Genomic DNA, 24,184 nt, shown 5'->3' with positions numbered 1-24,184 from the left:
ACGCGATTGATTATCTCTAAAAAAAACCTGCATCGAATCTGCAGGTTTTTTTATTTAAACTGGAGGAATGGTTATTTACGTCCTGACTGCCGGATCTGGTGTTTCTATCGGCGGGCGATACCAGTGTAAAATTCCTCGGAATAAGAGCTGCATCTGCAACACGCTTTGCGCTTTAAAGTAATGAATTTTCCTTTCTATTTCAACACGCAGAATTGCCGAGGCGCCCCGACGCTCTACAACAAACAAATTCTAATCTAAGATTTACATAAATAGACTGATAAAGTTTAAAAGGAATAAATATTAATTTAAACAACATGGAAATTCTTGTTAATTTCAACAGAAATATGAACAATCTCTTCATGAATTGACAAAGCTTTACGAACTACCTCTGCTGTTAAGGAGTCATTAACTGTATTTAGGGATAAAATACATGAAAATTTACTTCTACCTACTTTCCAGACATGCAGATCAGTAATCGTAATTTGGTTATCTAATTCCTCTACAACTTCCTGAATCTCCTTTACTACAGGATGTTCCATCTCTGCATCAAGCAATGTTTTACCTGTTTCTCTAATCAATCCCCAAGACCATTGTGCTACAAGCACTGCACCTACGATCCCTAGAATTGCATCTAAAAAATCCCATCCAAAATACTTCCCTGCGAAAAGTGCAATAATCGCTAATACAGAAGTTACTGCATCTGCTACTACATGAAGAAAAGCGGCTTTCTGGTTTAAGTCATGGTCATCATGAGAGTGATGATGATGGTGGTGGTGACCATTTTCACGTAGTAACCAGGCACAAATAAAATTAACGATCAAGCCAACAATCGCAATTGAAATTGCCTCGTTGTAGTGAATATTCACAGGATTGAATAAACGTTCTATCGATTGAACACCCATGAATACAGCAACAACCATCAATAAAATGGCACTCGAATATCCAGCTAAGATTTCTATCTTCCATGTACCGAAACAGAATCTCTGATCACGAGCATATTTTCGAGCCATTTTATAGGCAAAATAAGCTAAGCCCAATGCCAACATATGAGAACTCATATGCCATCCATCAGCCAATAAAGCCATGGAATTAAAGAACCATCCTCCAAAAATTTCAAACACCATCATTACACCAGTGAGGATGGTTGCGATTAAAATTTTCTTTTGTGCTAAAGGATTTCCTTCGTCAAATTGATGCGAATGGTCACTTTTAACATTATTTAGATATTACATTTTATTGCACCACAATTAATACTCCCTCATAGTATATGTTCTTGAGGTTGAATAGTATGTCTCACTTAAATCAGAACAAAAAAATTTTAAATCGGATTAGACGAATTCAAGGTCAAACTAATGCCCTTGAACAGAATATTTTAAATTCTGAAAATTCTTGTATTGAGGTATTACAGCAAGTTGCAGCAATTAAAGGTGCGATAAATGGCTTAATGAATGAGTTAATAGAACTTCATCTTAGAGAACATGTACTCGGTGATACTGAGAAAATAAAGGAAAAAGAACTAAATGAATTTTTAGCTTTAGTTAAACGCTACTTATAACTTTAAAGCACAGTCTTTTAAATAAAAAACTGTGTGCGCACCTATTAATGACAGTGGTAATCACCAGTTTTACTGTTGGTATGACAACCCTGTGAGTTCGTTCCCCCAGAATGAGCATTCGCATAGGTAAATGACATGCCTATAAAGCATATTAATAAAATTCTTTTCATCTTAATCCCTCTCAAATAATTAGAATATCAACTGTATGATATTTAATAAAAGCCAACATGGCTTAGACTATTTCCAAATATATAAAGTAAAGCCAACAAAACTTTAAATGTATATAAAAAATGGTTAAATAATTGCAAGGGGGGCTTTAAAACGTTTTAATCGTAAAGCATTTCCTAGTACAAATATTGACGAGAGAGCCATTGCACCAGCAGCAAATACAGGAGAAAGTAGCAGTCCAAATTGCGGATAAAGTACACCTGCTGCAATAGGAATCAGAGCTGCATTGTAAACAAATGCCCAAAATAAATTTTCACGAATATTGGTTATAGTCGCTTTGCTTAAAGCGATAGCATTTGGCACTCCTTTCAGGTTGCCAGACATCAAAACCACATCAGCAGCTTCAATAGCTACGTCTGTACCTGTACCTATTGCTAAACCAATATCTGCTTCTGCAAGTGCAGGGGCATCATTAATGCCATCTCCAACATATGCGAGTTTACCATATTGATTTTTTAATTTTTTAACGGCCTCTATTTTACCTTCTGGTAAGACTTCTGCAATAACCTCATCAATACCTAGTTTTTTTGCAATCGCTTGAGCTGTATGACGGTTATCACCTGTAATCATGGCAACCTTTAAACCTAACTGATGTAACGCTTCAATTGCAGCAAATGTTGATTCTTTAATTGGATCTGCTACAGCAATAATGGCAGCAAGTTTCTGGTCAATCGCAACATAGAGAGGGGTTTTTCCTTCTTCTCCCAAACGATCCGAAAATTGAGAAAAAACAGTAGGATTCAAACCTAGTTTTTCCATATATCGATCTGCACCAATATGAACCAAATGCTCAGAAACCTTCGCTTCTATTCCGTAGCCGGTCACTGATTTAAAATCAGCAACAGGAGACAGGATTAATTCCTTATCTATAGCGGCTTGTACAATTGCTCGAGCAATAGGGTGCTCAGACTTTGATTCAACGGCTGCCATCAGTGAAAGTACGGTATTGTATTCAAAACCTTCTAAGACATGCAGATCGGTTAAAATTGGTTTCCCTTCAGTCAGAGTCCCTGTTTTATCAACTGCAACCACTTTAGTTTCTTTGAGCAGCTGTAAAGCTTCACCTTTACGAAATAAAACCCCCATTTCAGCACCCCGCCCAGTTCCCACCATGATTGATGTAGGCGTTGCAAGTCCCATCGCACAAGGACATGCAATAATGAGTACAGCAACCGCGTTCACTAAACTAAAAGTTAGGGCTGGTTCAGGGCCGAAGATAAACCACGTAAGAAAAGTTAAAAGAGAGAGACCCATTACTACAGGTACAAACCACATGGTAATTTTATCAACCAATGCCTGAATAGGCAGCTTGGAACCCTGTGCCTGTTCAACCATTCGGATGATTTGAGAAAGCACTGATGAACTACCAACAGAGGTGGCTTTGATATTTAAGCTGCCACTTTGGTTAATTGTTCCTCCTACCACAGTAGAGCCTATCGTTTTTTCAACGGGCATAGGCTCGCCAGTAATCATGGATTCATCAATAAAACTTTGGCCGTGAATAACTTCACCATCGACAGGGATACGCTCACCTGGTCTAATCTCTACAATCGTTCCTGTTTGAACTTCGGCAATCGGAACTTCTATCACCTGATTATTGAGCTGTATTCTGGCAACTTTAGGCTGCATTCCAACTAGATGTTGAATTGCTAAAGACGTTCGGCCTTTTGCCTTGGCTTCAAAAAATCTACCTAATAGAATTAAAGTGATAATAACCGCTGCAGCTTCATAATAAACATTGACCGTGCCTTGTGGCAGGACACTTGGAAAGAAAGTAGCAACCACTGAATAAAGATAAGCAGCCAATGTTCCTACAGCCACCAAGGAATTCATGTCTGGTGCTAAGCGGAATAAACTTGGGATGCCCTTTTTGAAGAAGCGTCGGCCTGGAAAAATTAATGCTACTGTGGTCAAGAAAAATTGCATTAACCAGCTATTTTGTTGGCCAATGTTATCCATCATAAACGTATGAAAGGCGGGAATCAGGTGTGATCCCATTTCTAAAATAAAAACGGGTAGAGTCAATAAGACTGACAAAATTAAATCTTTTTTAAGTTTTTCTAATTCAATATTTTTTTTATCTTGAAAGCTTTCCGTAGTTTGATGAACTGACTTTGCTTCAAACCCTGCTTTGGTGACAGCCTGAATTAACGAGTCACGAGTGACAGATGAGCTTGCCTGAATAGTCGCTTTTTCAGTAGCCAGATTTACATGTGCTGATTCCACACCCTCAACAGATTTTAAGGCTTTTTCTACTCGACCTACACAAGAAGCACATGACATACCCTCAATCGTAAGCTCTATTGGTTGCAGCGCTTCCACTTCGTAGCCAGCCTTTTCTACAACTTTAATTAAACTAGAACGATCAAGGGGACGATGCGAATAAATGACTGCTTTTTCGGTAGCCAGATTTACATGAGCCGATTCAACACCCTTAAGAGATTTTAAGGCTTTTTCCACACGGCCTACACAAGAAGCACATGTCATCCCCTCAATCTCTAATGTTTCACTGTAGTGTGGCGTATCAGTCATTTCGGTACTCATATACGATCTCTATCATTTAGATATGCTGAGTTCTATATGCGAAGATCAGCTCGAACCAAGATTATGGGGAATTCAGGGGCTACTTTTATTGCAAGCAAGTACAGATTTTATCTGTACGATGAGGAAAATAAGAGAGAGTAAAAGTGGTAAGGAATTCCCACTGTTACTCTAACAGAGATTAAGCAGGATCAGCTGTAAATCCACGCTCACTGAGAGTGGCAATGACTTTATCCTGACTCACTGTTGTGTTGATTTCAACGATACGGTTTTGTAAATCAATATCGAGTGAAGCATTCGAGTCGAGCTCTTTAATTGCGGTAGTAATGCCGCGTGCACAACCACCACAAGTCATATTAGCGATGTGAAATTTCATATGTTGCTCCTTTTTAACAAAACATTTGTTTAAAACATTAGAACAGTAACTCTAAACTTTCACCATACAACCAGCCTTTTTCTGAATCAGTTACTCGCTGTAACTTGGTCTGTTTACAACCTTACAGTTTTCTTCAGAGTATTCCAAAGAAGAGTGTTCTAATGACTACAGTAAAAGTACTTAACCAACATTAATGTGACTTTAAAATGACATTTTTGTCATCTACGATCACTCTGAAATTTATAAGATTAGTTATTTCAATCAATGGTAGTGAACTGAATAGATGAGACCGTTATGGGTTGAAGATAAGCTAAAAACCGGTGACTACCTTTATGTATAATGCCTCATGATGCGATTTTACTGTTCTGATTGTCGTAAGTTGACAGTCCAGTAGAAACTTTATTGCTCAGCTACAAAAGATAAATGCAGTAATGTTAAATTTCCTCAATTCCCTTATTTTGAAATTCTCTTATTCAATACCCACGACAGTGGTTATATAGCCTGTTGTTAATAGAATTGATAGACCTAATAACATCTCAAATAAAATGGCATGACTAAGGTGTTTAGCGAATTTAGGATGTTGAAGACGCGGGGTGAAATACCATTTGTTGAAGGCAGCTAAAAGTAGAATACTTATAACAAAAAACATTTTAACCATGAAACCATAGCCATATGCAGTATTGATTAAGGTATTAAAATCTTTAATTAAAAGAAGAGCTACACTAGCGCCACAGGCGATTAATATCCCAACAATGAAAGCAGCAATACGTCCAAATACATGCATGCGATCTTTTAAAGGTAAACCACTTATTTCCCGGCTGGTTTTCCATAACGGATATAAAGACCCCATCCATAACGACATAACTAGAATATGGATTGATAATAAAATTTGAGCAAGTAAGGTTAAATTAGCGACATGTCCGAGCTGGGAAAAACTAAAAATAATCGGGATAAGTAAAATACAAAATATTGAACTTTCAATTATAGAAAACTGACCTTTGTTCCTGTTAACTTTAACCACCATGAGAAGAAGTAAAAGAGCAAAACTAATAGAACGAAGAACGTATATATACCCCGTCGGAGTATTAACCAATATATTAATATACGTGGGGTCCACCATCCCTGTAATACCAGTATTGGCAAAACTACCAATCAGAATAAAAAATCCCAAGGTACTGGAAATTAGGCCTAATCCAGCGCCAATTGTAATATATTTAAGAATCGATTCTTTTAGTTCAAGATATTGTCTAAGTAAAAAATAGCAAAAGGCTCCACCAACGACAAAAGCTACACTTAAATATAAAATAACCTTAGTTAACCAAGTGGCCCACATCCAATATTCAGAAATCATTATTTTTGTCCATTCTAGAACAACATGCCAGCACCTCACTGACATGTTGAAAGGTAATCAATTCTTATTTAGTTGATTTGATAGTGAAACTATATTCACCATTCATGTTGTGACCATCTTTCCCCATTGTTGTCCAGACAACGGTATATTTACCTTTTTTCAGTTTCGGAAGAGCGACATCAAAGGATTTCTTTAAGTCATGAGTAACTTTATATTTTAAAGGAACATCTCTTCGCTGAGCATCCAGTAACTTAATATTCATCAACATAACCTCTGCACCAAAGTTAAGGGTCAAGTTCTTTGGTTGACTAAGGATAGATGCATTTTCCGCAGGAATCGCACTCACTAAACTCACATGAGCGAACGTAGTTGTAGTAGCCACAATCATCGTTGCAGCTACTACAACATTACGTAGAGCAGTCATTTTATTTTGAAATAATTTCATTTACGTTTCCTCTTGATTCGTTAGTTCATTAGAGATGACTTTATAAAATCTATATTTAATGAGACCACATCATCTCCTCTTATATTTCAATTATTAGTGAGAGACAGAAACAGAGCGATGACTTCAAAATTACATTTTTGTCATTTTTAAAATTTAAAATCTTTAACTATTAAAATAATCTTATTGAAAAATAATGATCATTTAACAAACAAATTATGTAGGTGGTTGATTTATGAAATGTAGTAATCATTTTGTCTAAGAAAATAGTAGCTATTTAATTTTTTATATTTTAGTTTAAATATAAACATGTTATGTTTAATTTGATCTAATATAAATTTATGGGCTAAGCACATGACTCAAACACGTCCAAGAATGACCAAATTATTTGAACAGCTTGGTTTAGCTTCTACTGAAGAAGCAATTGCAAAATTCATAGAGAGCCATCAGCTATCTGGAGATGTTTTTTTAACACAAGCAATTTTTTGGACTGATGCTCAACGTCATTTTTTAGAAGAAAAACTACACTCTGATGGTGAATGGACGACAGTGATTGATCAATTAAATGAGTCTTTACATGAAAATTCAGTAAAATAATTTTCCGTTAGTATTAAGGATCTACATTCTTCCCTGCATTGAATACAACTCATTCATACAGTAGTACTGTTTTGGAGATGGAATCTCTATTATATAAGTAGTAGATTCCTTACTCTGAAATTTGGATTATAAACCCTAATATTAAAAATAATCTTCTTTACCTTCTATCTAATAAATATACCAATAAGTTTAATAATTAAATTATCCACCCTTTTTTCTATAAAAAACTATTTTGATCAACTGTATTTTTTCTTTAAAGGAATAACAGTGTAAATTACATTAAGAATGTGTCTCTAACTAGCCTTGGAGTCATCTAATCATTTCATTTTTATTTTTTTAAGCACATAAAATCATAACAACTTTAATAGTTTTAAAAGATTAATATTAAATAAAATTTTTGTCATCTCAGCATAGACTATATATTTCGAGAAGATCTCAAAATTACATTTTTGTCATTTTTAAAAATAATTAATTAATAGTGCTAAAATTTTTAAGAGAGACAGAGAATAACCAAAAATTTCATCAGTTTAGTAGTCAAATTCCTAGACTCTGTTCAGTACTAAAACATAGCTTTTACTTCCAAATTATTTAAAGGAAAAAATTATGATGAAATTCAAAAACATTTTTTTGGGCTTATGTATCGCAGCCGCGTCATTGAATACATTTGCACAGCAATCCGATGAACACAAAGATCACCACCCTGAAAAAACAGCACCATCTGCAGTAACAATTAAGCAAACAGTTACCAGCACCACTGCTACAGATAAAATGGCTGCAATGGATCAACACATGAAGGCGATGCAAGCCATGCATGAGAAGATGATGGCTGCAAAAACCCCACAAGAACGTCAGAAACTTATGGCTGAGCACATGAAACTCATGCAAGGAGGTATGAGTATGATGAAACAGATGGGCAGCCAAAGCATGAATGCAAATATGGCTGACCGTCAGCAGATAATGGAAAAACGTATGGACATGATGCAATCCATGATGCAGATGATGATGGACTGTATGCCTCCCTCCACAACTAAATAATTACCCATGAATTAGAGAGGGAAGCACCATGAACCATCAACCTCAAGAACATAATTCAGTACCTAACTTTTGGTCTACACGTTATGCCATCGGCCTATTCGTGATTGGTGGTGTGGCAGCCTATTTTCTCTTAACCGAGCATTTGGCCCATGTCGTTGGTGTTTTACCCTTTTTACTCCTTTTAGCATGCCCACTCATGCATATTTTTATGCATGGTGGTCATGGGCATAACCACTCGCAGCAAAAAAAATCCGATATATCTGATAACAAAAAATAGCTCTTATCAGGAGATCCATCATGAATCATGCGGAATCGGCCTATGGTTTATGGACGCTGGTTATCATTAACTCAGCAGTTTTTATCATGTTCGCTTTCAGTTTTTTTAGACCTTCCACTGCGCGCGATTGGCGTACATTTGGGGCCTTTTCGGCTTTTATCATTGCTCTATTTGTCGAAATGTATGGTTTTCCTTTAACCATTTACCTGTTATCTGGTTGGCTTCAAACTCGCTTCCCTCAACTTGACTTACTTTCTCATAATGCAGGTCACTTGTGGTCAACGCTATTAGGTGAAAAAGGTGATCCACATTTTGGCATTTTGCATATCGCCAGTTACGTTTTCTTGGGCTATGGATTTTACCTGTTATCAACGTCATGGCACGTGCTGTACAACGCACAACGTCATCACCAATTGGCAGTAACCGAACCCTATGCGCGCATACGTCACCCCCAATACGTGGCTTTTATCTTGATCTTGCTGGGGTTTTTATTGCAATGGCCAACTTTACTGACACTGATTATGTTTCCAATCTTACTCTTAATGTACAGCCGCTTGGCAATTAAGGAAGAGGCTGAAATGAGTAAACAGTTTGGCGCTGTCTATGACAGCTATGCTCAACAGACTCCGAGATTTATTCCAAAATTCGGCCATAAAACCACTTTACCATAAGAGAATTATTTATGTCAGATCAAAAAAATCATAACCAGGACCATATGGCACAGGCTACAACAGACGTACTGAAAGACCCAGTCTGTGGTATGACCGTCACTGAAGAATCGAAATACCATGAGGAATTTAAGGGGAAAACTTACTTTTTTTGCAGTGATAAATGTCAATCAAAGTTTCATAGCAGCCCGGTGCAATATATCGCTAAACCCGCAACGACGACTGCCGATGCACATACACAGCATCATCAGACTACTCAATCCGTTAATGAGACAAGCACAACAGGCACGATCATCTATACGTGCCCAATGCATCCAGAAATTAAACAAGATCATCCTGGAAACTGTCCTAAATGCGGAATGACACTGGAGCCACTCATTCCTGAATTAGAGGAAGATGAGAATCCGGAGTTACGTGATTTCCGCCGACGCTTCTGGTGGACACTGCCATTGACCATCATCGTGACTTTTTTGGCGATGTTTGGTCATCAAATGAACCTGTTCGACATGGCAGTTCAGAGCTGGATTGAACTGGTGTTGTCACTCCCGATTGTACTGTGGGCAGGTTGGCCATTTTTTTCCCGTGGTTGGCAATCGGTTGTGAATCGCAGCCCAAACATGTGGACCCTGATCGGTCTAGGTACAGGGGCTGCTTTTATTTACAGTGTGGTTGCGACCATTGCACCACAAATCTTTCCAGACTCATTTATCTCCATGGGTCGTGTCGCTGTTTACTTTGAAGCTTCAGCGGTCATCATTTCTTTGACCCTACTGGGGCAAATACTGGAATTAAAAGCACGTTCGCAAACTTCTGCTGCAATTAAGTCACTCCTTGGGCTCGCTCCTAAAACAGCTCGCCGAATCCTGCCTGATGGAACTGAAGAAGATGTTCCTCTAACGCATGTCCATGTAGGAGATTTACTCAGAATTCGCCCAGGTGAAAAAGTGCCTGTGGATGGTGTAATCACTGAAGGAAGTAGTTCAGTGGATGAATCGATGCTGACAGGTGAACCTTTACCGATCACTAAACGCATCGGTGATAAAGTCATTGGTGCTACCCTGAATACCAATGGTTCCCTAATCATGCGTTCAGAGAAAATTGGTTCAAGTACCATGTTATCCCAGATCGTACAGATGGTGGCGCAAGCTCAACGATCGAGAGCACCAATGCAACGCATGGCTGATCAGGTTGCAGGTTGGTTTGTCATGGCTGTAGTAGCCATTGCCTTGCTTACCTTCTTTGGATGGGGACTGTTCGGCCCAGAAGAGTCGAGCTGGGTTTATGCATTAATCAATGCTGTGGCAGTACTCATTATTGCCTGTCCTTGTGCACTAGGCTTGGCAACTCCAATGTCTATCATGGTTGCAACGGGTCAAGGTGCTACTCATGGTGTGTTGTTCCGCGATGCAGCAGCCATTGAGAATCTACGCAAGATTGACACACTAATCATCGATAAAACAGGTACGTTAACTGAAGGACGCCCTGTATTCGATCGTGTGGTTGCCGCATCAGGTTTCGATGAATCTGAAGTATTACGTTTAGCCGCCAGTCTTGATCAAGGCAGTGAACACCCGCTAGCCGAAGCGATTGTAAACGCAGCACACGAACGTGGCCTGCCTCTTGAAACACCAGATAATTTTGAATCAGGCTCAGGGATTGGTGTTCGAGGTCAAGTGGGCGATCGTCAGTTAGCTTTGGGCAACACAGCACTGATGGAGCAATTAGGTATCTCGGTACAATCTCTGATTCCGCAAGCCGAAGAGCTGCGTTCAGAAGGTGCAAGTGTGATGCATCTAGCCATCAATGGTGAATTGGCCGGCCTGCTTGCAGTATCCGATCCCATCAAAAAAAGTACCCCTGAAGCACTTGCCACCCTGAAGGAAGCTGGACTACGTATCGTGATGGCAACAGGAGATGGTCTCACCACTGCCCGTTCAGTCGCATCACGTCTGGGTATTGATGAGGTACATGGTGAAGTTAAACCCGCAGATAAACTCGAACTTGTCAGCAAATTGCAGAAGCAAGGTCGCATCGTGGCAATGGCCGGCGATGGAATCAATGATGCACCAGCACTAGCCAAGGCTGATGTCGGTATCGCTATGGGGACCGGAACTGATGTCGCAATGAATAGTGCTCAAGTTACCTTGGTCAAGGGAGATTTACGCGGTATCGCGGTTGCCCGTTCACTTTCGGAAGCTACTGTTGGCAACATGAAACAGAACCTCATGTTTGCTTTCCTTTATAATGCCTTGGGTATCCCAATAGCAGCTGGCGTACTCTACCCATTTACCGGTTGGTTGTTGTCACCCATGATTGCGGCCTTGGCTATGAGTTTGAGTTCAGCTTCAGTCATCACCAATGCCCTTCGCCTGCGACATAAAAAGCTATGATAGAGAGTCTTTTTCTTCCACCAGATGTATCAGGCCTGATTGCAGCACTTGCCATCGGCCTGCTCATTGGTTTAGAACGAGGATGGAATGATCGTGAACTGCCAGAAGGCAGCCGAGTAGCAGGCCTACGTACCTTCACATTGACAGGATTACTCGGAGGAGTGCTCGGTCATTTACAGCCAAACTTTGGGCCTTGGCCACTAGTCGCAGCCGTATTAGGGCTTTCCCTTTTACTTACGGTATCCTACGCGCGTACCGCAAGACTTTCCGGTAATCTAAGCGCTACCACGACGATCGCGATGCTGTTGACATTAGTTCTAGGTGCATATGCATCCCATGGTAATGTTACTTTAGCATTAACAGCGGCTGTCATCGTGGCTGTATTTTTGGATCTCAAGCCAACCTTACATGGTTGGTTACGCTTGATCGAACATCGTGAATTAACCGCATCCCTGCAGTTACTGGTACTTTCTGTCGTTATATTACCTTACTTACCCAATACGGGTATGGGACCTTTTGCTGCATTAAATCCTTACCAGTTATGGTGGGCAGTGATCCTGATTGCCGGACTCTCTCTGGCAGGTCATTTTGCCATGCGGCTCACCGGTTCAGAAAGAGGCATACTCTGGACAGGTCTATTGGGTGGTTTGGCATCTTCTACAGCTGCAACTGTCGCACTGGCACGCTATACACGCCAGCACCCCGTCATGGTCAGTGCTGCTATTTCTGGAACATTGGCTGCCTGTGGCATCATGTTTTTTCGTATGGTTGTGCTGATAGGCGTCATTGAGCCAGCATTGCTAAGCACTTTTGGTGGTGCAATGATGATTGCGGGAATCCTTCTGCTGGGTATGGCATTGTGGAGACAACGCCAAATTACCAGCGCTGAAAACAACGATCGAACAATAGAAGCAATGGCTCCTTTTGATCTTGGGACAGCATTCAGCTTCGCTGCTTTCCTGGCTGTCATGGCAGTCTTGGTCCCGGCAGCAAAACAATGGTTGGGCACCAGCGGCATCTTCGTATTATCGACTATTTCTGGGCTAGCAGACGTAGATGCTATTTTAGTCTCACTTGCCCGCCTGCATAGTACTGAAGGCTTAACAACAAATGTGGCTGCTGTCGCGCTAGGGCTGGCCACACTGAGCAACATGTTAAGCAAAGCGACAATTGCATGGATGACAGGGGGGGCACAGTTTGGCCGAGCTATCATATTTGGCTACACAATTGCCATGATAGGTGCTGGCGTAGCTCTGGCTCTCAGTTTGAGCTTTATGTAAGGTCAACTCGGGTAAATGGAAGATGTTCAAAAAATGAGTTAAAATGATTCCCCTTGCATGGATTCACTTTGAAAAACAATGGTAAAAATGATTCGACCATTGAGGGATTCAGCCTGGATGGTCGCCCCAAGCATATCAAGAATAGATTTTGTTATCGCGAGCCCTAAGCCGGTTCCTTCTTCTGTTCTTTGTCTAGATGCATCTGTTCGATAAAATCGATCAAATAACCTGGATAGTTGTTCAGGAGAGATTTCAGGGCCTTCATTTTCAATTGAAAATATTGTGTTATCTAAATTCTGTTGAAGTTTTATGCGTATTGTAGAATTCTTATTTCCATATTTAACTGCATTAGATAATAGATTGCTGAGTGCTCGACGTAACATAGCAGGATCACCTTTGACATTTCCAGATCCTGTTTGTTGAAGCGTCATATTTTTTTCGGCAGCTAGCGCATCATAGAAATCAAATAAGGCTGTAACTTCTTTAACCAGGTCAATATTCTGTAAGTTCTGTAATTTTAGGCCATGTTCTGCTTTTGCCAAGAAAAGCATATCGGATACCATTCGAGCCAAACGTTCTAATTCTTCTAAATTAGAAAATAGTACTTCTTGATAGGTACTGGTATCTCGTTTACGGGCAAGACATACTTGAGTTTGAGTCATTAAGTTATTAATCGGTGTTCTAATTTCATGCGCTAAATCAGATGAAAAATCGGAAAGCCTTTCTAAAGCTGATTCTAGTCTGTCGAGCATATCATTGAAGGCAATTGCTAATGATTTTAGTTCTGTTGGTGTGTGCTCAACTTCTAAACGTTCTGAAAGATGTTGGGCAGAAATGCCTTCTGCGACCTTAGCCATTTTTTGCACGGGTCTTAAACCTCTCCAGGTTGCAAACCAGCCTAAAAACATTAAACAAATCGTACCGGCTAAACCAATGTAAAAAAGTTGACGCTTAAAATCATTTAAAAAATGTAGATGTTCAGATGTATCGATCCCCACAATAATGCGTACAGATTGTATTTCAGTATTTTTGTTTATATCCATGTTGTAGATCATGCCACGATAGGTCTTATTCTTAATTTTCCATTTAATCCAAGGGTTATTTGCTGACTTGATTAACTGTTGAGTATTAATGATTGAAGATGCTGAACTAAATAAAATCTGACCTGCCGGTCGTTCTATTTGGACCATAAGATCATGGTGTCCAACTAAAGCATCTTTCAAATATAGATCAAGTTCTGGAGAATTTTTAGGATGCTGTTGGAGAAGATTCTGAATAAGCTGGATTTTACCTTCTAATTGGGTACGATCTTGCGTTTCAAAATGATGCATCACTAATTTATGGATGAAAAACCCCATCATAATGAGAATGCATATAGTCGATAATGAGAAAATAATACCAATACGAAAACTGATAGATTTGAATAATTTATTATTCATCTTCTACCTCTAATACATACCCCATTCCTCGAATATTCTGAATTAACTTAGGGGTAAAATTACTATCTACTTTATTTCTTAATCGTTTAATAGCGACTTCAACTACATTTGTATCACTATCAAAGTTCATATCCCAAATTTGAGATGCAATAAGTGCTCTTGGTAGAATTTCACCTCTTCTACGCATAAAAAGCTCCATAAGCGCAAATTCTTTAGCCGTCAGATCAATGCGTTGACCTGCTCGTGTTACCCGACGTTTTCTCAAATCAAGTTCTAAATCAGCAATCTTAATAATATTATTATCTTCTCTTTGTTGCCCTCGTCTAAGGAGCGTTTTTATTCGAGCTAGAAGCTCTGCAAAAGCAAAAGGCTTAACTAAATAATCATCAGCGCCTAGCTCTAATCCTTTTACTCGATCTTCGATTTGATCTCGGGCGGTAAGAAAAAGAATGGGCATTGTTTTACCGCTGCTACGAATATCATTGATAATATTCCAACCATTTAGTCCAGGTAACATCACGTCTAAAATAATTAAGTCATACTCTTCAGAAAGAGCTTGATGTTTACCCGTTAACCCATCTGTAACCCAGTCCGTAATATAGCCAGCTTCGGATAAACCTTGCTTGAGATAATCACCAGTTTTTTGTTCATCTTCAACTAATAGTATTCTCATCTCAGAATCCTAAGTTATTCATTAAAACTATAATAACGTTATAAAACATCTGATCGAGATAGATTACAAAAATGTCATTTTCAAGTCACTTAGATGTTCAGTGCTTCACTTTAGTGTAGTAGCAAGAAATTAACTTTTAGAGAAACTTATGAAAACTGTAGTGCGTCGTAGTCTAACAATTTTAATGTGTGCTGGAACTTTAATTGCTGGTACTCAATCTTGGGCAAAAGATGTATCAACCTCAAGTGCCACTAAAACGGTAAAAGCACAGGAACCTTGTACAAAACCTTGTAAAATGGAAAAAGATGACAAGACTCAGCAAGATCATAGTCAACATCAGTCTCCTAACTCATCTGACATGTCAAAAATGGATCATTCTATGATGAATATGGACCATTCTAAAATGGATCATTCAAAGATGAATATGCCTGGTAGCAATAAATAATTTTATAAATAGCGAGAAAGAAGTATTAAAGTTTATACTAAATATTTGCTTTATTACTTCAACCTTGACCTTTCTAAAGGTGAGATAGAATGTCAAAAAAGTTAAGTCATATACTCTTAATTGGAGTTGGTTTATTTTCATCAACTTGGGTAATGGCGGCAGTTAAAGAATATGATTTAACAATCGCTGAACAAACTGTAAATATCACAGGAAAACCAGTTGAGAGAATTACTGTAAATGGTAAATTCGTTGCACCACTTCTTGAATTTGAAGAAGGTGATGAGGCCGTTATCCGTGTTCACAATAAGTTAAAAAATCAGGACTCTTCAATCCATTGGCATGGCTTATTATTACCTGGAATTATGGATGGTGTACCTGGATTTAACAAATTTAATGGCATTGCCCCTAATAAAACTTATGAATATAAGTTTAAAGTCCGCCAAAATGGTACTTATTGGTATCATTCACATAGTAAAGGACAAGAACAAGACGGTTTATATGGTGCTTTTGTTATTTATCCTAAAGATAAAACTCCACTAACAGCTGCTGAAAAAACCGATAAAGATTACGTTGTTTTGCTTTCTGATTTTCATAATTCGACAAGTGATCAAATTATGAAAAATATTAAAAAAGAAGCAGATTACTATCAGAACCGCCGCGAAACAGTATTCGATGTATTAAAACAAGTTAAACGTGATGGGCTAAAAGCGACTTGGCAAGACCGTTCTATGTGGAATCAGATGCGAATGCTGAAAACAGATATGTCCGATGTGACTGGTTATACATTTTTAATGAATGGCAAAACACCTCAGCAAAACTGGACCGGTAACTTCAAAGCTGGTGAAAAAGTTCGCCTTCGTTTTATTAATGCTTCCGCTATGTCATTCTTTGATGTACGCATTCCAAACCTAAAAATGACTGTAGTCAGTGCTGATGGTCAACCTGTAAAGCCGGTTCCTGTAGATGAGTTCCGTATTGGTACTGCTGAAACCTATGATGTCATTGTGGAACCAAAACAAGCACATTACCAAATTGAAGCTGAATCTATTGATCGTACCGGTTTTTCAGTGGGAACATTACATGAAGAAAGCAGCCCAGCGGTCAAACAAATTGAGATGCCTAAGCCTCGTCCTCGTTCTTTATTGACTATGGAAGATATGGGAATGAATCATGATATGTCATCTATGAAAGATATGAATCACGATATGTCTTCTATGAAAGGTATGGATCATGATATGTCTTCTATGAAAGGCATGAATCACGATATGTCTTCTATGAAAGGTATGGATCATGATATGTCTTCTATGAAAGATATGAATCATGATATGTCTTCTATGAAAGGCATGAATCACGATATGTCTTCTATGAAAGGTATGGATCATGATATGTCTTCTATGAAAGGTATGGATCATGATATGCCGATGAATAGCGCTACTGTTAAGGCGGCTTCAGACAAGAATGATAATACCGTATTTGGATGGGCAAATGCTTCAACACCTGAAGGTAATAAAGCATTGCAATATAGTGATTTGCAATCGTTAGATCCTCAAAAAGACACTCGTGCAGCTGAACGTGAAATAGAGATCCGTCTTGGTGGAAACATGGAGCGTTATATTTGGACAATAAATGGTAAAAAATTTAATGAAGCCGACCCACTAGTGGTGAAGTATGGTGAACGTATTCGCTTAAAATTTGTCAATGACAGTATGATGGCTCACCCAATGCACTTACATGGCATGTTTATGCAGCTTGAGAATGGTCAGGATCCAAGCAATATGCCAAACAAACATACGGTAATTGTTCCACCTGGGAAAACGATAACCACTCTACTCACAGCTGATGAGTTAGGTGAGTGGGCTATTCATTGTCACCTGCTTTACCATATGAGTGCAGGAATGATGAATAAACTCATTGTAGCTCAAGTGGAAGATGGTAATTCTACAAAGACTGTTCCTCAGTCCCAAGTAAATGAGAAGGGAGTAAATCCACATGCAAATCACTAAGAATTTCTTCTCAAAAACAGTCTTATCAATTGCATTAATAAGTATATCAAACTTAACTTTTGCTAATAGCAGCACTTCGGAACAAGAAAGTAATATTACAAATGGTATGAGAGTCTTATTACAGGAGTCTGGTGGCTTAAGATATAGCCCCCAAGAATTGTATCCAGAATATTATTCAATGGAAAATGCAAATGGGGGAGATAATATTATTTTGACTGCAAGAAAGACATCAGACGGATCTCACGATGATCATCTTAAAGAACATGGCGGACAAATTTATCAAGTAACAAGACTTGAAAATGCATGGATGGTTGATGAAGACGGTAAGGGCAACCTAGGAACAAAGCTTGAAACTTTGATTGGAACAGATGAAAATCGTCTATTTATTGAAGCCAATTCGGAAAAGTCAGAAAGTAATGATCCAATATATGCTGTATCAGCACTTTATAGCCGTAACGTAGCCCCATTTTGGGATATACAAGCTGGTGTAAGATATAGCGAAGATAAAAATAGCAGCAACAGTGATCGAGTTGATGGTGTTATTGGTGTATTAGGATTAGCTCCTTATTTCTTTGAAACACAAGCATATCTTTATGGCGGTGAGAATAATTTTTGGGGAGCAAGTTTTGAATTAGAACGTGATTTGCTTTTAACTCAGAAACTTATTACTCAACCTTATATCGAAGCAGATGTAATATTTAGCGATGATTCTAACTATGCTGCAAAATCAGGTTTATCAGAACTAAAAACTGGTATCAAAACCCGATATGAGATTACTAAGCGAATTAAACCTTTCATTGATGTTGCTTACCAATATGAAAAAGGACAGAAAGCCACTTCTATGCAAGAGGCAACAGAGTCTGAAAAGGGATGGAAATATGGTGCAGGCATCGAATTAGTTTTTTAAAATAGTATGATTTGGATTCATGAATGGTAGCTTCGGCTACTATTCATGAATTATTACTATTTATTTTCGAATCTGTAAAACTAAAAAAGCTTAATTTTTGGTCTATTTTTATGCAGTGGTTAAAAACATGCTTATCGCTGTTTTTATCGTTTGCTATTCTTTTAGTAGGATCGGCTGCTACTACTTCGTCTGTACATCATCGGTGTTTAATGCCATCTGAATAGATGCATGTGGCATAGCCGTCTTCATCGATTTGAATCCTAAAGTGGCCCTAATGATCCGCTTTAGCTTGCCATGATTACATTCGATCACGTTATTTTTATACTTAACCTGCCTGTGCTCAAGATCTGGTGGACATTTTCTTTCCCATTTTAACCGTGACAAAGCACCTCCATATGTGTGCTTTATCTGTATCTATCACTTGTGGGGCCTTCCTTTGCCAGAAGATGCGGATACTGAGCATCCAAAAGTAAAAGAACTGCATGAGCTTCTTGCATGGTCTGAAGGTATGGTCTGGTGTTCACCTGAACGTCATGGTTCTATGAGTTCCATTTTTAAATCACAAATAGACTGGATTCCACTTGCAGGAGGAGCAATCCGTGCTACCCAAGGTAAAACCCTTGCCTTGATGCAAGTCAGTGGTGGATCACAGTCATTTAACAGCCTGAACCAGATGCGTATTTTGGGGCGGTGGATGCGGATGATCACCATTCCAAATCAGTCTTCAATTCCGAAAGCTTTCTTGGAATTTGAAGAAGATGGACGAATGAAGCCTTCAGCTTTCTATGACCGGATTGTGGATGTCATGGAAGAGTTATTTAAGTTCACTCTACTGACTCGTGGTCAAAGCAAATACCTGACTGATCGTTATTCTGAACGCAAGGAATCGGCTGAAGAGTTGTCCAAGCGTGTAAATCAGCGCAGTTTATAAATGCTGGATGGTATTAAATACTGCGCCTCATTGCCAGGTCAGTAACACTTTTATGCTGTACCGATGAAGTGCTGTTAAAGGTACAATGAATATTGTAAAAACCCAGTCTTCATGATTGGGTTTTTACATTAAAGAAGTCAGAGATAAATAAGGAAAAGGTGAAGGCTTTGAACCAGAAACGGCACTGTTGCAAATAGGCTGACATGATAAGCTAAATATCTTATTTATTTCGAGATACAGCAGATGAATCCCTTCCACGGTCGGCACTTTCAAGGTGAAATCATTCTTTGGGCTGTTCGTTGGTATTGTAAATATGGCATCAGCTATCGTGAACTTCAGGAAATGCTCGCTGAACGTGGAGTGAATGTTGACCACACCACAATTTATCGCTGGGTTCAGCGTTATGCTCCAGAAATGGAAAAACGTTTACGCTGGTATTGGCGTAATCCTACAGATCGACATTTATGGCATCTGGATGAAACTTACGTAAAAGTGAATGGCAAATGGGCATATCTATACCGTGCAGTTGACCAACGTGGCGATACCATTGATTTTTATCTTTCTTCTAGACGTAATACCAAATCAGCATATTGTTTTCTTGGAAAAATTTTAAATAATGTGAAGAAGTGGCAAATTCCACAAGTGATCAACACGGATAAAGCACCCACATATGGACGTGCTTTATCACGGTTAAAACGGGAAGGTAAATGTCCACCAGACCTTGAGCACAGGCAGATTAAGTATAAAAATAACGTGATTGAATGTGATCATGGCAAGCTAAAGCGGATCATCAGGGCCACATTAGGATTCAAATCTATGAAGACGGCTTATGCCACAATTAAAGGTATTGAAGTCATGCGTGCACTACGTAAAGGACAAGCTTCATTATTTTATAACGGTAATATTCTAGGAGAAGTTTGGCTAGTAAATAGAGTTTTCGGTCTCTAAGCTTTTTTGAAGGGAAAATCATCGACTCAGATCCCTATTTGCAACAGTGCCGTTGTTAGTGGTTTGACCCACTAACAACTAACACGTTGGCTATTCATTGAGTAAATCCTAAACTCAACTAATTCTTTTATTTATCAGACAACCATTTTTCGACATTCGACGGCACATTCACGGCAAGCATCAGCACATTGCTGGCAGTGTTGATGCTCATGTTGGCTACATTCATCTGCACAGTATTCACAAGCCTTGGCACAAAGCTCACAAATTTCTTTCATAAAAGGAGATTCTTTTTGCTGCATACGAGCACAGAGCTGACAAATATCTGCACAATCTAGACAACGCTGAATACATTCTCGCATCATCTCCAGATTTTCTTCTTTTAGACAGGCATTTGCACAACTGGCACAGGTAAGGTAACAGCTCATACATGCCTTTGCGCAATCTGAAAATTGGATATCGTTCATCATACTTACCTAAAGTCACTTGATTTAGGAATAAGCTAATCAAAAAAAAAGATATACACTAGGACGATTAGGTAAGGGAAAGTAAAATAGTCATAGATTTTGTTAAATGGTTTTAGATGCTGGCTTTGAGTGATTTAGCTGCTCATGTATTCAGGCACTGTTGCAAATAGGCTGACATGATAAGCTAAATATCTTATTTATTTCGAGATACAGCAGATGAATCCCTTCCATGGTCGGCACTTTCAAGGTGAAATCATTCTTTGGGCTGTTCGTTGGTATTGTAAATATGGCATCAGCTATCGTGAACTTCAAGAAATGCTCGCTGAACGGGGTGTGAATGTTGACCACACCACAATTTATCGTTGGGTTCAGCGTTATGCTCCAGAAATGGAAAAACGCTTACGCTGGTATTGGCGTAATCCTACAGATTTACATTCATGGCATATGGATGAGACTTATATCAAAGTGAAGGGGCGATGGACTTACCTGTATCGTGCAGTTGATCAACGTGGTCATACGATTGACTTTTACCTTTCCGCTAGACGGAACAGTAAATCAGCCTATTGTTTTTTAGGAAAAATCTTCAATACGGTGAAAAAATGGCAAATTCCACGGGTCATCAATACAGATAAAGCAGCGACCTATGGCCATGCTTTATCACGGTTAAAGCGAGAAGGAAAATGTCCAGTAGATATTGAGCACAGGCAGATTAAGTATAAAAATAATGTCATTGAATGTGATCATGGTAAGTTAAAGCGGATCATCAGGGCCACATTAGGATTCAAATCTATGAAGACGGCTTATGCCATAATCAAAGGTATTGAAGTCATGCGTGCACTACGTAAAGGACAAGCATCGTCATTTTATTATGGTCAGCCTCAAGGTGAAGTGTTTCTAATCAACAGGGTTTTCGGTCTCTAAGCACTTTTAAAAAGGAACTTCATCGACTCAAATCTCTATTTGCAACAGTGCCCTTCATCGACTCAAATCTCTATTTGCAACAGTGCCCCCTTAGCAATGGCAGCTATAGTTCAGTTCATTGGGAATAGAAATGAACAAGCAGAAAAAGTGGCTGAAAGCCTAAACTTATTTCCTGTACCTGCCACAGCCCTAGTTTTGTTTATCGTCCTAGCATCAGTTATGCCTCAAATTGGGCTTGCAAAAAGTGCAGCTCTTCAAGCTTTACCAATTTATATTTCTTTTGCCATTATTGCTCCATTCGTGGGTTGGATAATTGCTCGTATTTTTCGATTAGAATCTGGCTCTGCTAGTGCTGTGTCCTTTTCAGCATCATATAGAAATTCATTTGTTATTCTTCCATTAGCTTTTGCAATTCCGGGAAGTATGCCCATAATTCCTGCTGTAATCTTGACTCAGACTATCGTTGAACTATGCTTTTTACCAATCTATATTCGTCTGATACCTCGACTATTCAAAACCTAGAGATTTAAACATTTAAGTAGTTGTTATAGTTAGATAAAAGTATTCAGAAGCCCACGCTTACATCGAGTAATTTAATAAAGGGGGGGGGGAGCTAGCTCCCCCCCTCTTTTATTCATTTGCTAATTAAAACTTACTCGCAACTTGATATGTGATGAATGAAAAGATGTAGGCTAATGCAAACAAATAAGTTGCCATAATGATGGGCTGTTTCCAGCTGCCAGTTTCTCGTCTAATTGTTGCTAACGTAGCAAGACAATGGGGAGCAAAAATAAACCATACCAATAATGATAAACCTGTGGCTAACCCCCATCCATCCGGGCCTGAAATTTGACTTAACAGACTTTGAGTTACTGTATCTTCATCACCTGACATCGCATAAATCACCCCAAGAGCAGCAATTACAACTTCCCTTGCTGCCATAGCAGGAATGAGTGCAATACATATTTCCCATGTAAACCCAATAGGCGCAAATATAGGATGAATTAAATGTCCTAACTGACCAGCTAAACTATAGTTAATGGCCGGCGTGCTTGCATTATCTGGTGGTTGAGGGAACGTGACTAGCACCCATAACAAGATAGACAGTGCGACGATAATGCCACCAACTCGTTTTAAGAAAATAGTTGCCCTATCATATAAGCCTAATGCAATATTTCTAATATCTGGAATTCGGTATGTGGGAAGTTCAAAAATAAAAATACTTTCAGTTTTATCTTTTCGAACCAATTTCAGAAACACTGAAACTAATAACGCTGAGACTATTCCCGACATATAAAGACCAAAAAGGACTAATCCTTGCAGACTTAACCAGCCGTAGATTAATTGGTTCGGAATAAATGCCGCGATCAATAAAGCATATACTGGCAATCTTGCTGAACAGGTCATCAAGGGTGCAATCATAATTGTTGCTAATCGGTCCCGTTCAGAGCTGATACTTCTGGTTGCCATAATTCCGGGAATCGCACAAGCAAAACTGGATAGCAGAGGAATAAATGAACGGCCGCTAAGCCCGGCTTTAGACATTAATTTATCTAAAAGAAATGCTGCTCGGGGTAAATAGCCTGACTCTTCAAGCATTAAAATGAAGAAGAATAAAATCAAAATCTGAGGCATATATGCAAGCACGCTACCTGCACCAGCAATTACCCCATCCACAACCAAGCTTTTTAATAGAGGATGTTGGATTAGTGGTCCAATAAAATCACTGAGCCATGCGACAAAATTTTCAATGAATTCAATAAAAGGCGTTGCCCATATAAATACCGCCTGGAACATCACAAACATGGTTAAAGTTAAGATTACTAAACCCAATACAGGATGTAGAAAAATTTTATCTAGAAATGCGGTTCTTTTATCACCACTGTCATTATTTAAAATAACTTGTTTGGTGATTTGTTTGACCTGTTCAAAATGACTTAATTCAGAATGATAAGGAGTAATAAAAAGATTTTTTTGATCTAATTGATTAATTAAATCTTGAATTCCTTTTGTTTTAACTGCGACAGCTTCAACTACAGGGATACCTAACAGTTGAGACAGTTTATCCTTATTAATGGAAATACCACGCTTTTTGACCTCATCCATCATATTTAATACAAGAATCATAGGGCGATTTAGAGCACGAACTTCGAGAACCAAGCTCAAATGTAAGCTTAAATTTGTGGCATCTACAACGCATATAAAAATATCGGGTAGAATTTCACCTTTTAGCTCGCCCAAACAAACTGCCCTGGTGACTTCTTCATCTAAACTACTAGGTTTTAAACTGTAAGTTCCGGGTAAGTCCAATACTCGTATTGCATCACCAGAAGGTAATTTAAAAGAACCTTCTTTTCTTTCTACGGTAACCCCAGCATAGTTGGCAACTTTTTGTCGCGTACCAGTAAGCGTATTAAATAAAGAGGTTTTTCCGCAATTTGGATTACCGACTAATGCAATGTTCTTAATCTTCATTGGATACTAACTCTACAAAAATTCTTTCAGCTTCATTCTTTCTTAATGCGAATCTTGAAGTTTCAATTTGAACTAAAACAGGATCTCCGCCAAAAACACCTTTAGCGAGTACTTGTAGAGTTTCACCCTCTCTAAAACCTAATAGTTGGAGCCGTTCCAATACGGGATCAGTGGTATGACTGTATTGATTACCTTTTTTGAGATCTCTAATTTTGACGATCTGATTTTGTTTAACTTG

General features: G+C 38.8%; 24 protein-coding genes and 4 pseudogenes. 15 read left to right on the top strand and 13 right to left on the bottom strand.

The genetic code is table 11. The features are described 5' to 3' along the window. Positions 1–75 precede the first annotated feature (75 nt). Positions 76–177, bottom strand: a pseudogene (locus tag Q9R24_RS15005) (TetR family transcriptional regulator); the annotation flags it as partial. Between the two features lie 128 nt (positions 178–305). Next, positions 306–1,208: pseudogene (gene dmeF / locus Q9R24_RS13960) on the bottom strand (CDF family Co(II)/Ni(II) efflux transporter DmeF); the annotation flags it as partial. 80 nt (positions 1,209–1,288) lie between these two features. Here dmeF and Q9R24_RS13955 point away from each other — a divergent pair. Continuing rightward, the gene (locus Q9R24_RS13955) at positions 1,289–1,555 is read left to right on the top strand and encodes a metal/formaldehyde-sensitive transcriptional repressor (RefSeq protein ID WP_005006352.1); all 267 of its coding nucleotides are present in this window, start codon (positions 1,289–1,291) and stop codon (positions 1,553–1,555) included. Positions 1,556–1,599: 44 nt separating this feature from the next. Here the strand turns inward: Q9R24_RS13955 and Q9R24_RS13950 are convergent, their stop codons facing one another. The 5 genes from Q9R24_RS13950 to Q9R24_RS13930 form a co-directional block, all read right to left on the bottom strand. Beyond that, a complete protein-coding gene (locus Q9R24_RS13950; protein WP_151809984.1) occupies positions 1,600–1,692 on the bottom strand; it encodes a YHYH domain-containing protein in 93 nt (30 codons plus the stop codon). Positions 1,693–1,849: 157 nt separating this feature from the next. Next, a complete protein-coding gene (locus tag Q9R24_RS13945) occupies positions 1,850–4,327 on the bottom strand; it encodes a heavy metal translocating P-type ATPase (protein ID WP_125279506.1) in 2,478 nt (825 codons plus the stop codon). 178 nt (positions 4,328–4,505) lie between these two features. After that, positions 4,506–4,700 carry a heavy-metal-associated domain-containing protein gene (locus Q9R24_RS13940; RefSeq protein WP_004733233.1) on the bottom strand — a complete coding sequence of 65 codons (195 nt, stop codon included), beginning with the start codon at positions 4,698–4,700 and terminating at the stop codon, positions 4,506–4,508. 469 nt (positions 4,701–5,169) lie between these two features. After that, the gene (locus tag Q9R24_RS13935; protein WP_005220177.1) at positions 5,170–6,051 is read right to left on the bottom strand and encodes a copper resistance D family protein; all 882 of its coding nucleotides are present in this window, start codon (positions 6,049–6,051) and stop codon (positions 5,170–5,172) included. A gap of 64 nt (positions 6,052–6,115) precedes the next feature. After that, positions 6,116–6,496 (bottom strand): copper resistance protein CopC, encoded by a 381-nt coding sequence (locus tag Q9R24_RS13930; RefSeq protein ID WP_004681441.1) that lies wholly within the window; start codon positions 6,494–6,496, stop codon positions 6,116–6,118. Positions 6,497–6,847: 351 nt separating this feature from the next. Here Q9R24_RS13930 and Q9R24_RS13925 point away from each other — a divergent pair, with 351 nt between their 5' ends. The 6 genes from Q9R24_RS13925 to Q9R24_RS13900 all read left to right on the top strand — a co-directional run bounded on the left by Q9R24_RS13925 (position 6,848) and on the right by Q9R24_RS13900 (position 12,740). Further along, positions 6,848–7,090 (top strand): DUF2789 family protein, encoded by a 243-nt coding sequence (locus Q9R24_RS13925; RefSeq protein ID WP_311204714.1) that lies wholly within the window; start codon positions 6,848–6,850, stop codon positions 7,088–7,090. A gap of 603 nt (positions 7,091–7,693) precedes the next feature. Further along, positions 7,694–8,125, top strand: a complete 432-nt coding sequence (locus Q9R24_RS13920) for a hypothetical protein (protein ID WP_311204713.1) — start codon at positions 7,694–7,696, stop codon at positions 8,123–8,125. 28 nt (positions 8,126–8,153) lie between these two features. Next, positions 8,154–8,402, top strand: coding sequence for a DUF2933 domain-containing protein (locus Q9R24_RS13915; protein WP_004663998.1), 249 nt, complete (start codon positions 8,154–8,156; stop codon positions 8,400–8,402). Between the two features lie 20 nt (positions 8,403–8,422). Then, the gene (locus tag Q9R24_RS13910) at positions 8,423–9,073 is read left to right on the top strand and encodes an isoprenylcysteine carboxylmethyltransferase family protein (RefSeq protein ID WP_005220176.1); all 651 of its coding nucleotides are present in this window, start codon (positions 8,423–8,425) and stop codon (positions 9,071–9,073) included. Positions 9,074–9,084: 11 nt separating this feature from the next. Beyond that, on the top strand, positions 9,085–11,460 hold the full coding sequence (locus Q9R24_RS13905) for a heavy metal translocating P-type ATPase (RefSeq protein WP_005220175.1): 2,376 nt from the start codon (positions 9,085–9,087) through the stop codon (positions 11,458–11,460). Continuing rightward, a complete protein-coding gene (locus Q9R24_RS13900) occupies positions 11,457–12,740 on the top strand; it encodes an MgtC/SapB family protein (protein WP_005220173.1) in 1,284 nt (427 codons plus the stop codon). Before Q9R24_RS13905 ends, Q9R24_RS13900 begins: the two co-directional genes overlap by 4 nt. A 38-nt stretch (positions 12,741–12,778) precedes the next feature. On the opposite strand, the gene Q9R24_RS13895 is transcribed toward Q9R24_RS13900, so the two are convergent. Then, positions 12,779–14,179 carry a heavy metal sensor histidine kinase gene (locus tag Q9R24_RS13895; protein ID WP_005220172.1) on the bottom strand — a complete coding sequence of 467 codons (1,401 nt, stop codon included), beginning with the start codon at positions 14,177–14,179 and terminating at the stop codon, positions 12,779–12,781. Further along, positions 14,172–14,852 (bottom strand): heavy metal response regulator transcription factor, encoded by a 681-nt coding sequence (locus tag Q9R24_RS13890; protein ID WP_004679347.1) that lies wholly within the window; start codon positions 14,850–14,852, stop codon positions 14,172–14,174. Before Q9R24_RS13890 ends, Q9R24_RS13895 begins: the two co-directional genes overlap by 8 nt. Positions 14,853–15,000: 148 nt before the next feature. On the opposite strand from Q9R24_RS13890, the gene Q9R24_RS13885 reads away from it, so the two are divergent. From Q9R24_RS13885 to Q9R24_RS13870, 4 genes and pseudogenes are all read left to right on the top strand, one after another. Next, positions 15,001–15,297, top strand: coding sequence for a hypothetical protein (locus Q9R24_RS13885; RefSeq protein WP_005006338.1), 297 nt, complete (start codon positions 15,001–15,003; stop codon positions 15,295–15,297). Positions 15,298–15,386: 89 nt separating this feature from the next. Further along, complete coding sequence (locus Q9R24_RS13880) at positions 15,387–17,300, top strand: copper resistance system multicopper oxidase (RefSeq protein ID WP_076755044.1); 1,914 nt, start codon at positions 15,387–15,389, stop codon at positions 17,298–17,300. Continuing rightward, positions 17,287–18,207, top strand: coding sequence for a copper resistance protein B (locus Q9R24_RS13875; RefSeq protein ID WP_004812258.1), 921 nt, complete (start codon positions 17,287–17,289; stop codon positions 18,205–18,207). The genes Q9R24_RS13880 and Q9R24_RS13875 overlap by 14 nt, the downstream gene beginning before the upstream one ends. Before the next feature lie 23 nt (positions 18,208–18,230). Beyond that, positions 18,231–18,428 (top strand): annotated as a pseudogene (locus tag Q9R24_RS13870) (hypothetical protein); the annotation flags it as partial. Positions 18,429–18,444: 16 nt separating this feature from the next. Here the strand turns inward: Q9R24_RS13870 and Q9R24_RS13865 are convergent. Beyond that, a pseudogene (locus tag Q9R24_RS13865) lies at positions 18,445–18,634 on the bottom strand (DDE-type integrase/transposase/recombinase); the annotation flags it as partial. 9 nt (positions 18,635–18,643) lie between these two features. Between Q9R24_RS13865 and arsH the strand changes: the two are divergent. Together arsH and Q9R24_RS13855 are read left to right on the top strand one after the other, a co-directional pair. Beyond that, positions 18,644–19,138, top strand: coding sequence for an arsenical resistance protein ArsH (gene arsH / locus Q9R24_RS13860; RefSeq protein WP_010117055.1), 495 nt, complete (start codon positions 18,644–18,646; stop codon positions 19,136–19,138). 243 nt (positions 19,139–19,381) lie between these two features. After that, a complete protein-coding gene (locus Q9R24_RS13855; RefSeq protein ID WP_311204712.1) occupies positions 19,382–20,086 on the top strand; it encodes an IS6 family transposase in 705 nt (234 codons plus the stop codon). Positions 20,087–20,220: 134 nt separating this feature from the next. Here Q9R24_RS13855 and Q9R24_RS13850 read toward each other — a convergent pair whose 3' ends face one another. Then, positions 20,221–20,550, bottom strand: coding sequence for a four-helix bundle copper-binding protein (locus tag Q9R24_RS13850; protein WP_311204711.1), 330 nt, complete (start codon positions 20,548–20,550; stop codon positions 20,221–20,223). A gap of 216 nt (positions 20,551–20,766) precedes the next feature. Here Q9R24_RS13850 and Q9R24_RS13845 point away from each other — a divergent pair, with 216 nt between their 5' ends. Beyond that, the gene (locus tag Q9R24_RS13845) at positions 20,767–21,471 is read left to right on the top strand and encodes an IS6-like element IS1008 family transposase (RefSeq protein ID WP_311204710.1); all 705 of its coding nucleotides are present in this window, start codon (positions 20,767–20,769) and stop codon (positions 21,469–21,471) included. Positions 21,472–21,567: 96 nt separating this feature from the next. After that, the gene (locus Q9R24_RS13840; RefSeq protein WP_004897257.1) at positions 21,568–21,993 is read left to right on the top strand and encodes a hypothetical protein; all 426 of its coding nucleotides are present in this window, start codon (positions 21,568–21,570) and stop codon (positions 21,991–21,993) included. A 123-nt stretch (positions 21,994–22,116) separates the two neighbouring features. Here the strand turns inward: Q9R24_RS13840 and Q9R24_RS13835 are convergent, their stop codons facing one another. After that, complete coding sequence (locus tag Q9R24_RS13835; protein ID WP_004812239.1) at positions 22,117–23,946, bottom strand: ferrous iron transporter B; 1,830 nt, start codon at positions 23,944–23,946, stop codon at positions 22,117–22,119. Then, the coding region (locus Q9R24_RS13830) for a FeoA family protein (RefSeq protein WP_311204709.1) at positions 23,936–24,184 on the bottom strand (249 nt) is incomplete at its 5' end. The genes Q9R24_RS13830 and Q9R24_RS13835, both read right to left, overlap by 11 nt.

Source organism: Acinetobacter sp. RRD8, from assembly GCF_031844225.1.
GTDB lineage: Bacteria > Pseudomonadota > Gammaproteobacteria > Pseudomonadales > Moraxellaceae > Acinetobacter.
The sequence above is the reverse complement of the archived record's forward strand: the minus strand, read 5'-3'. Positions and strand labels throughout refer to the sequence as shown.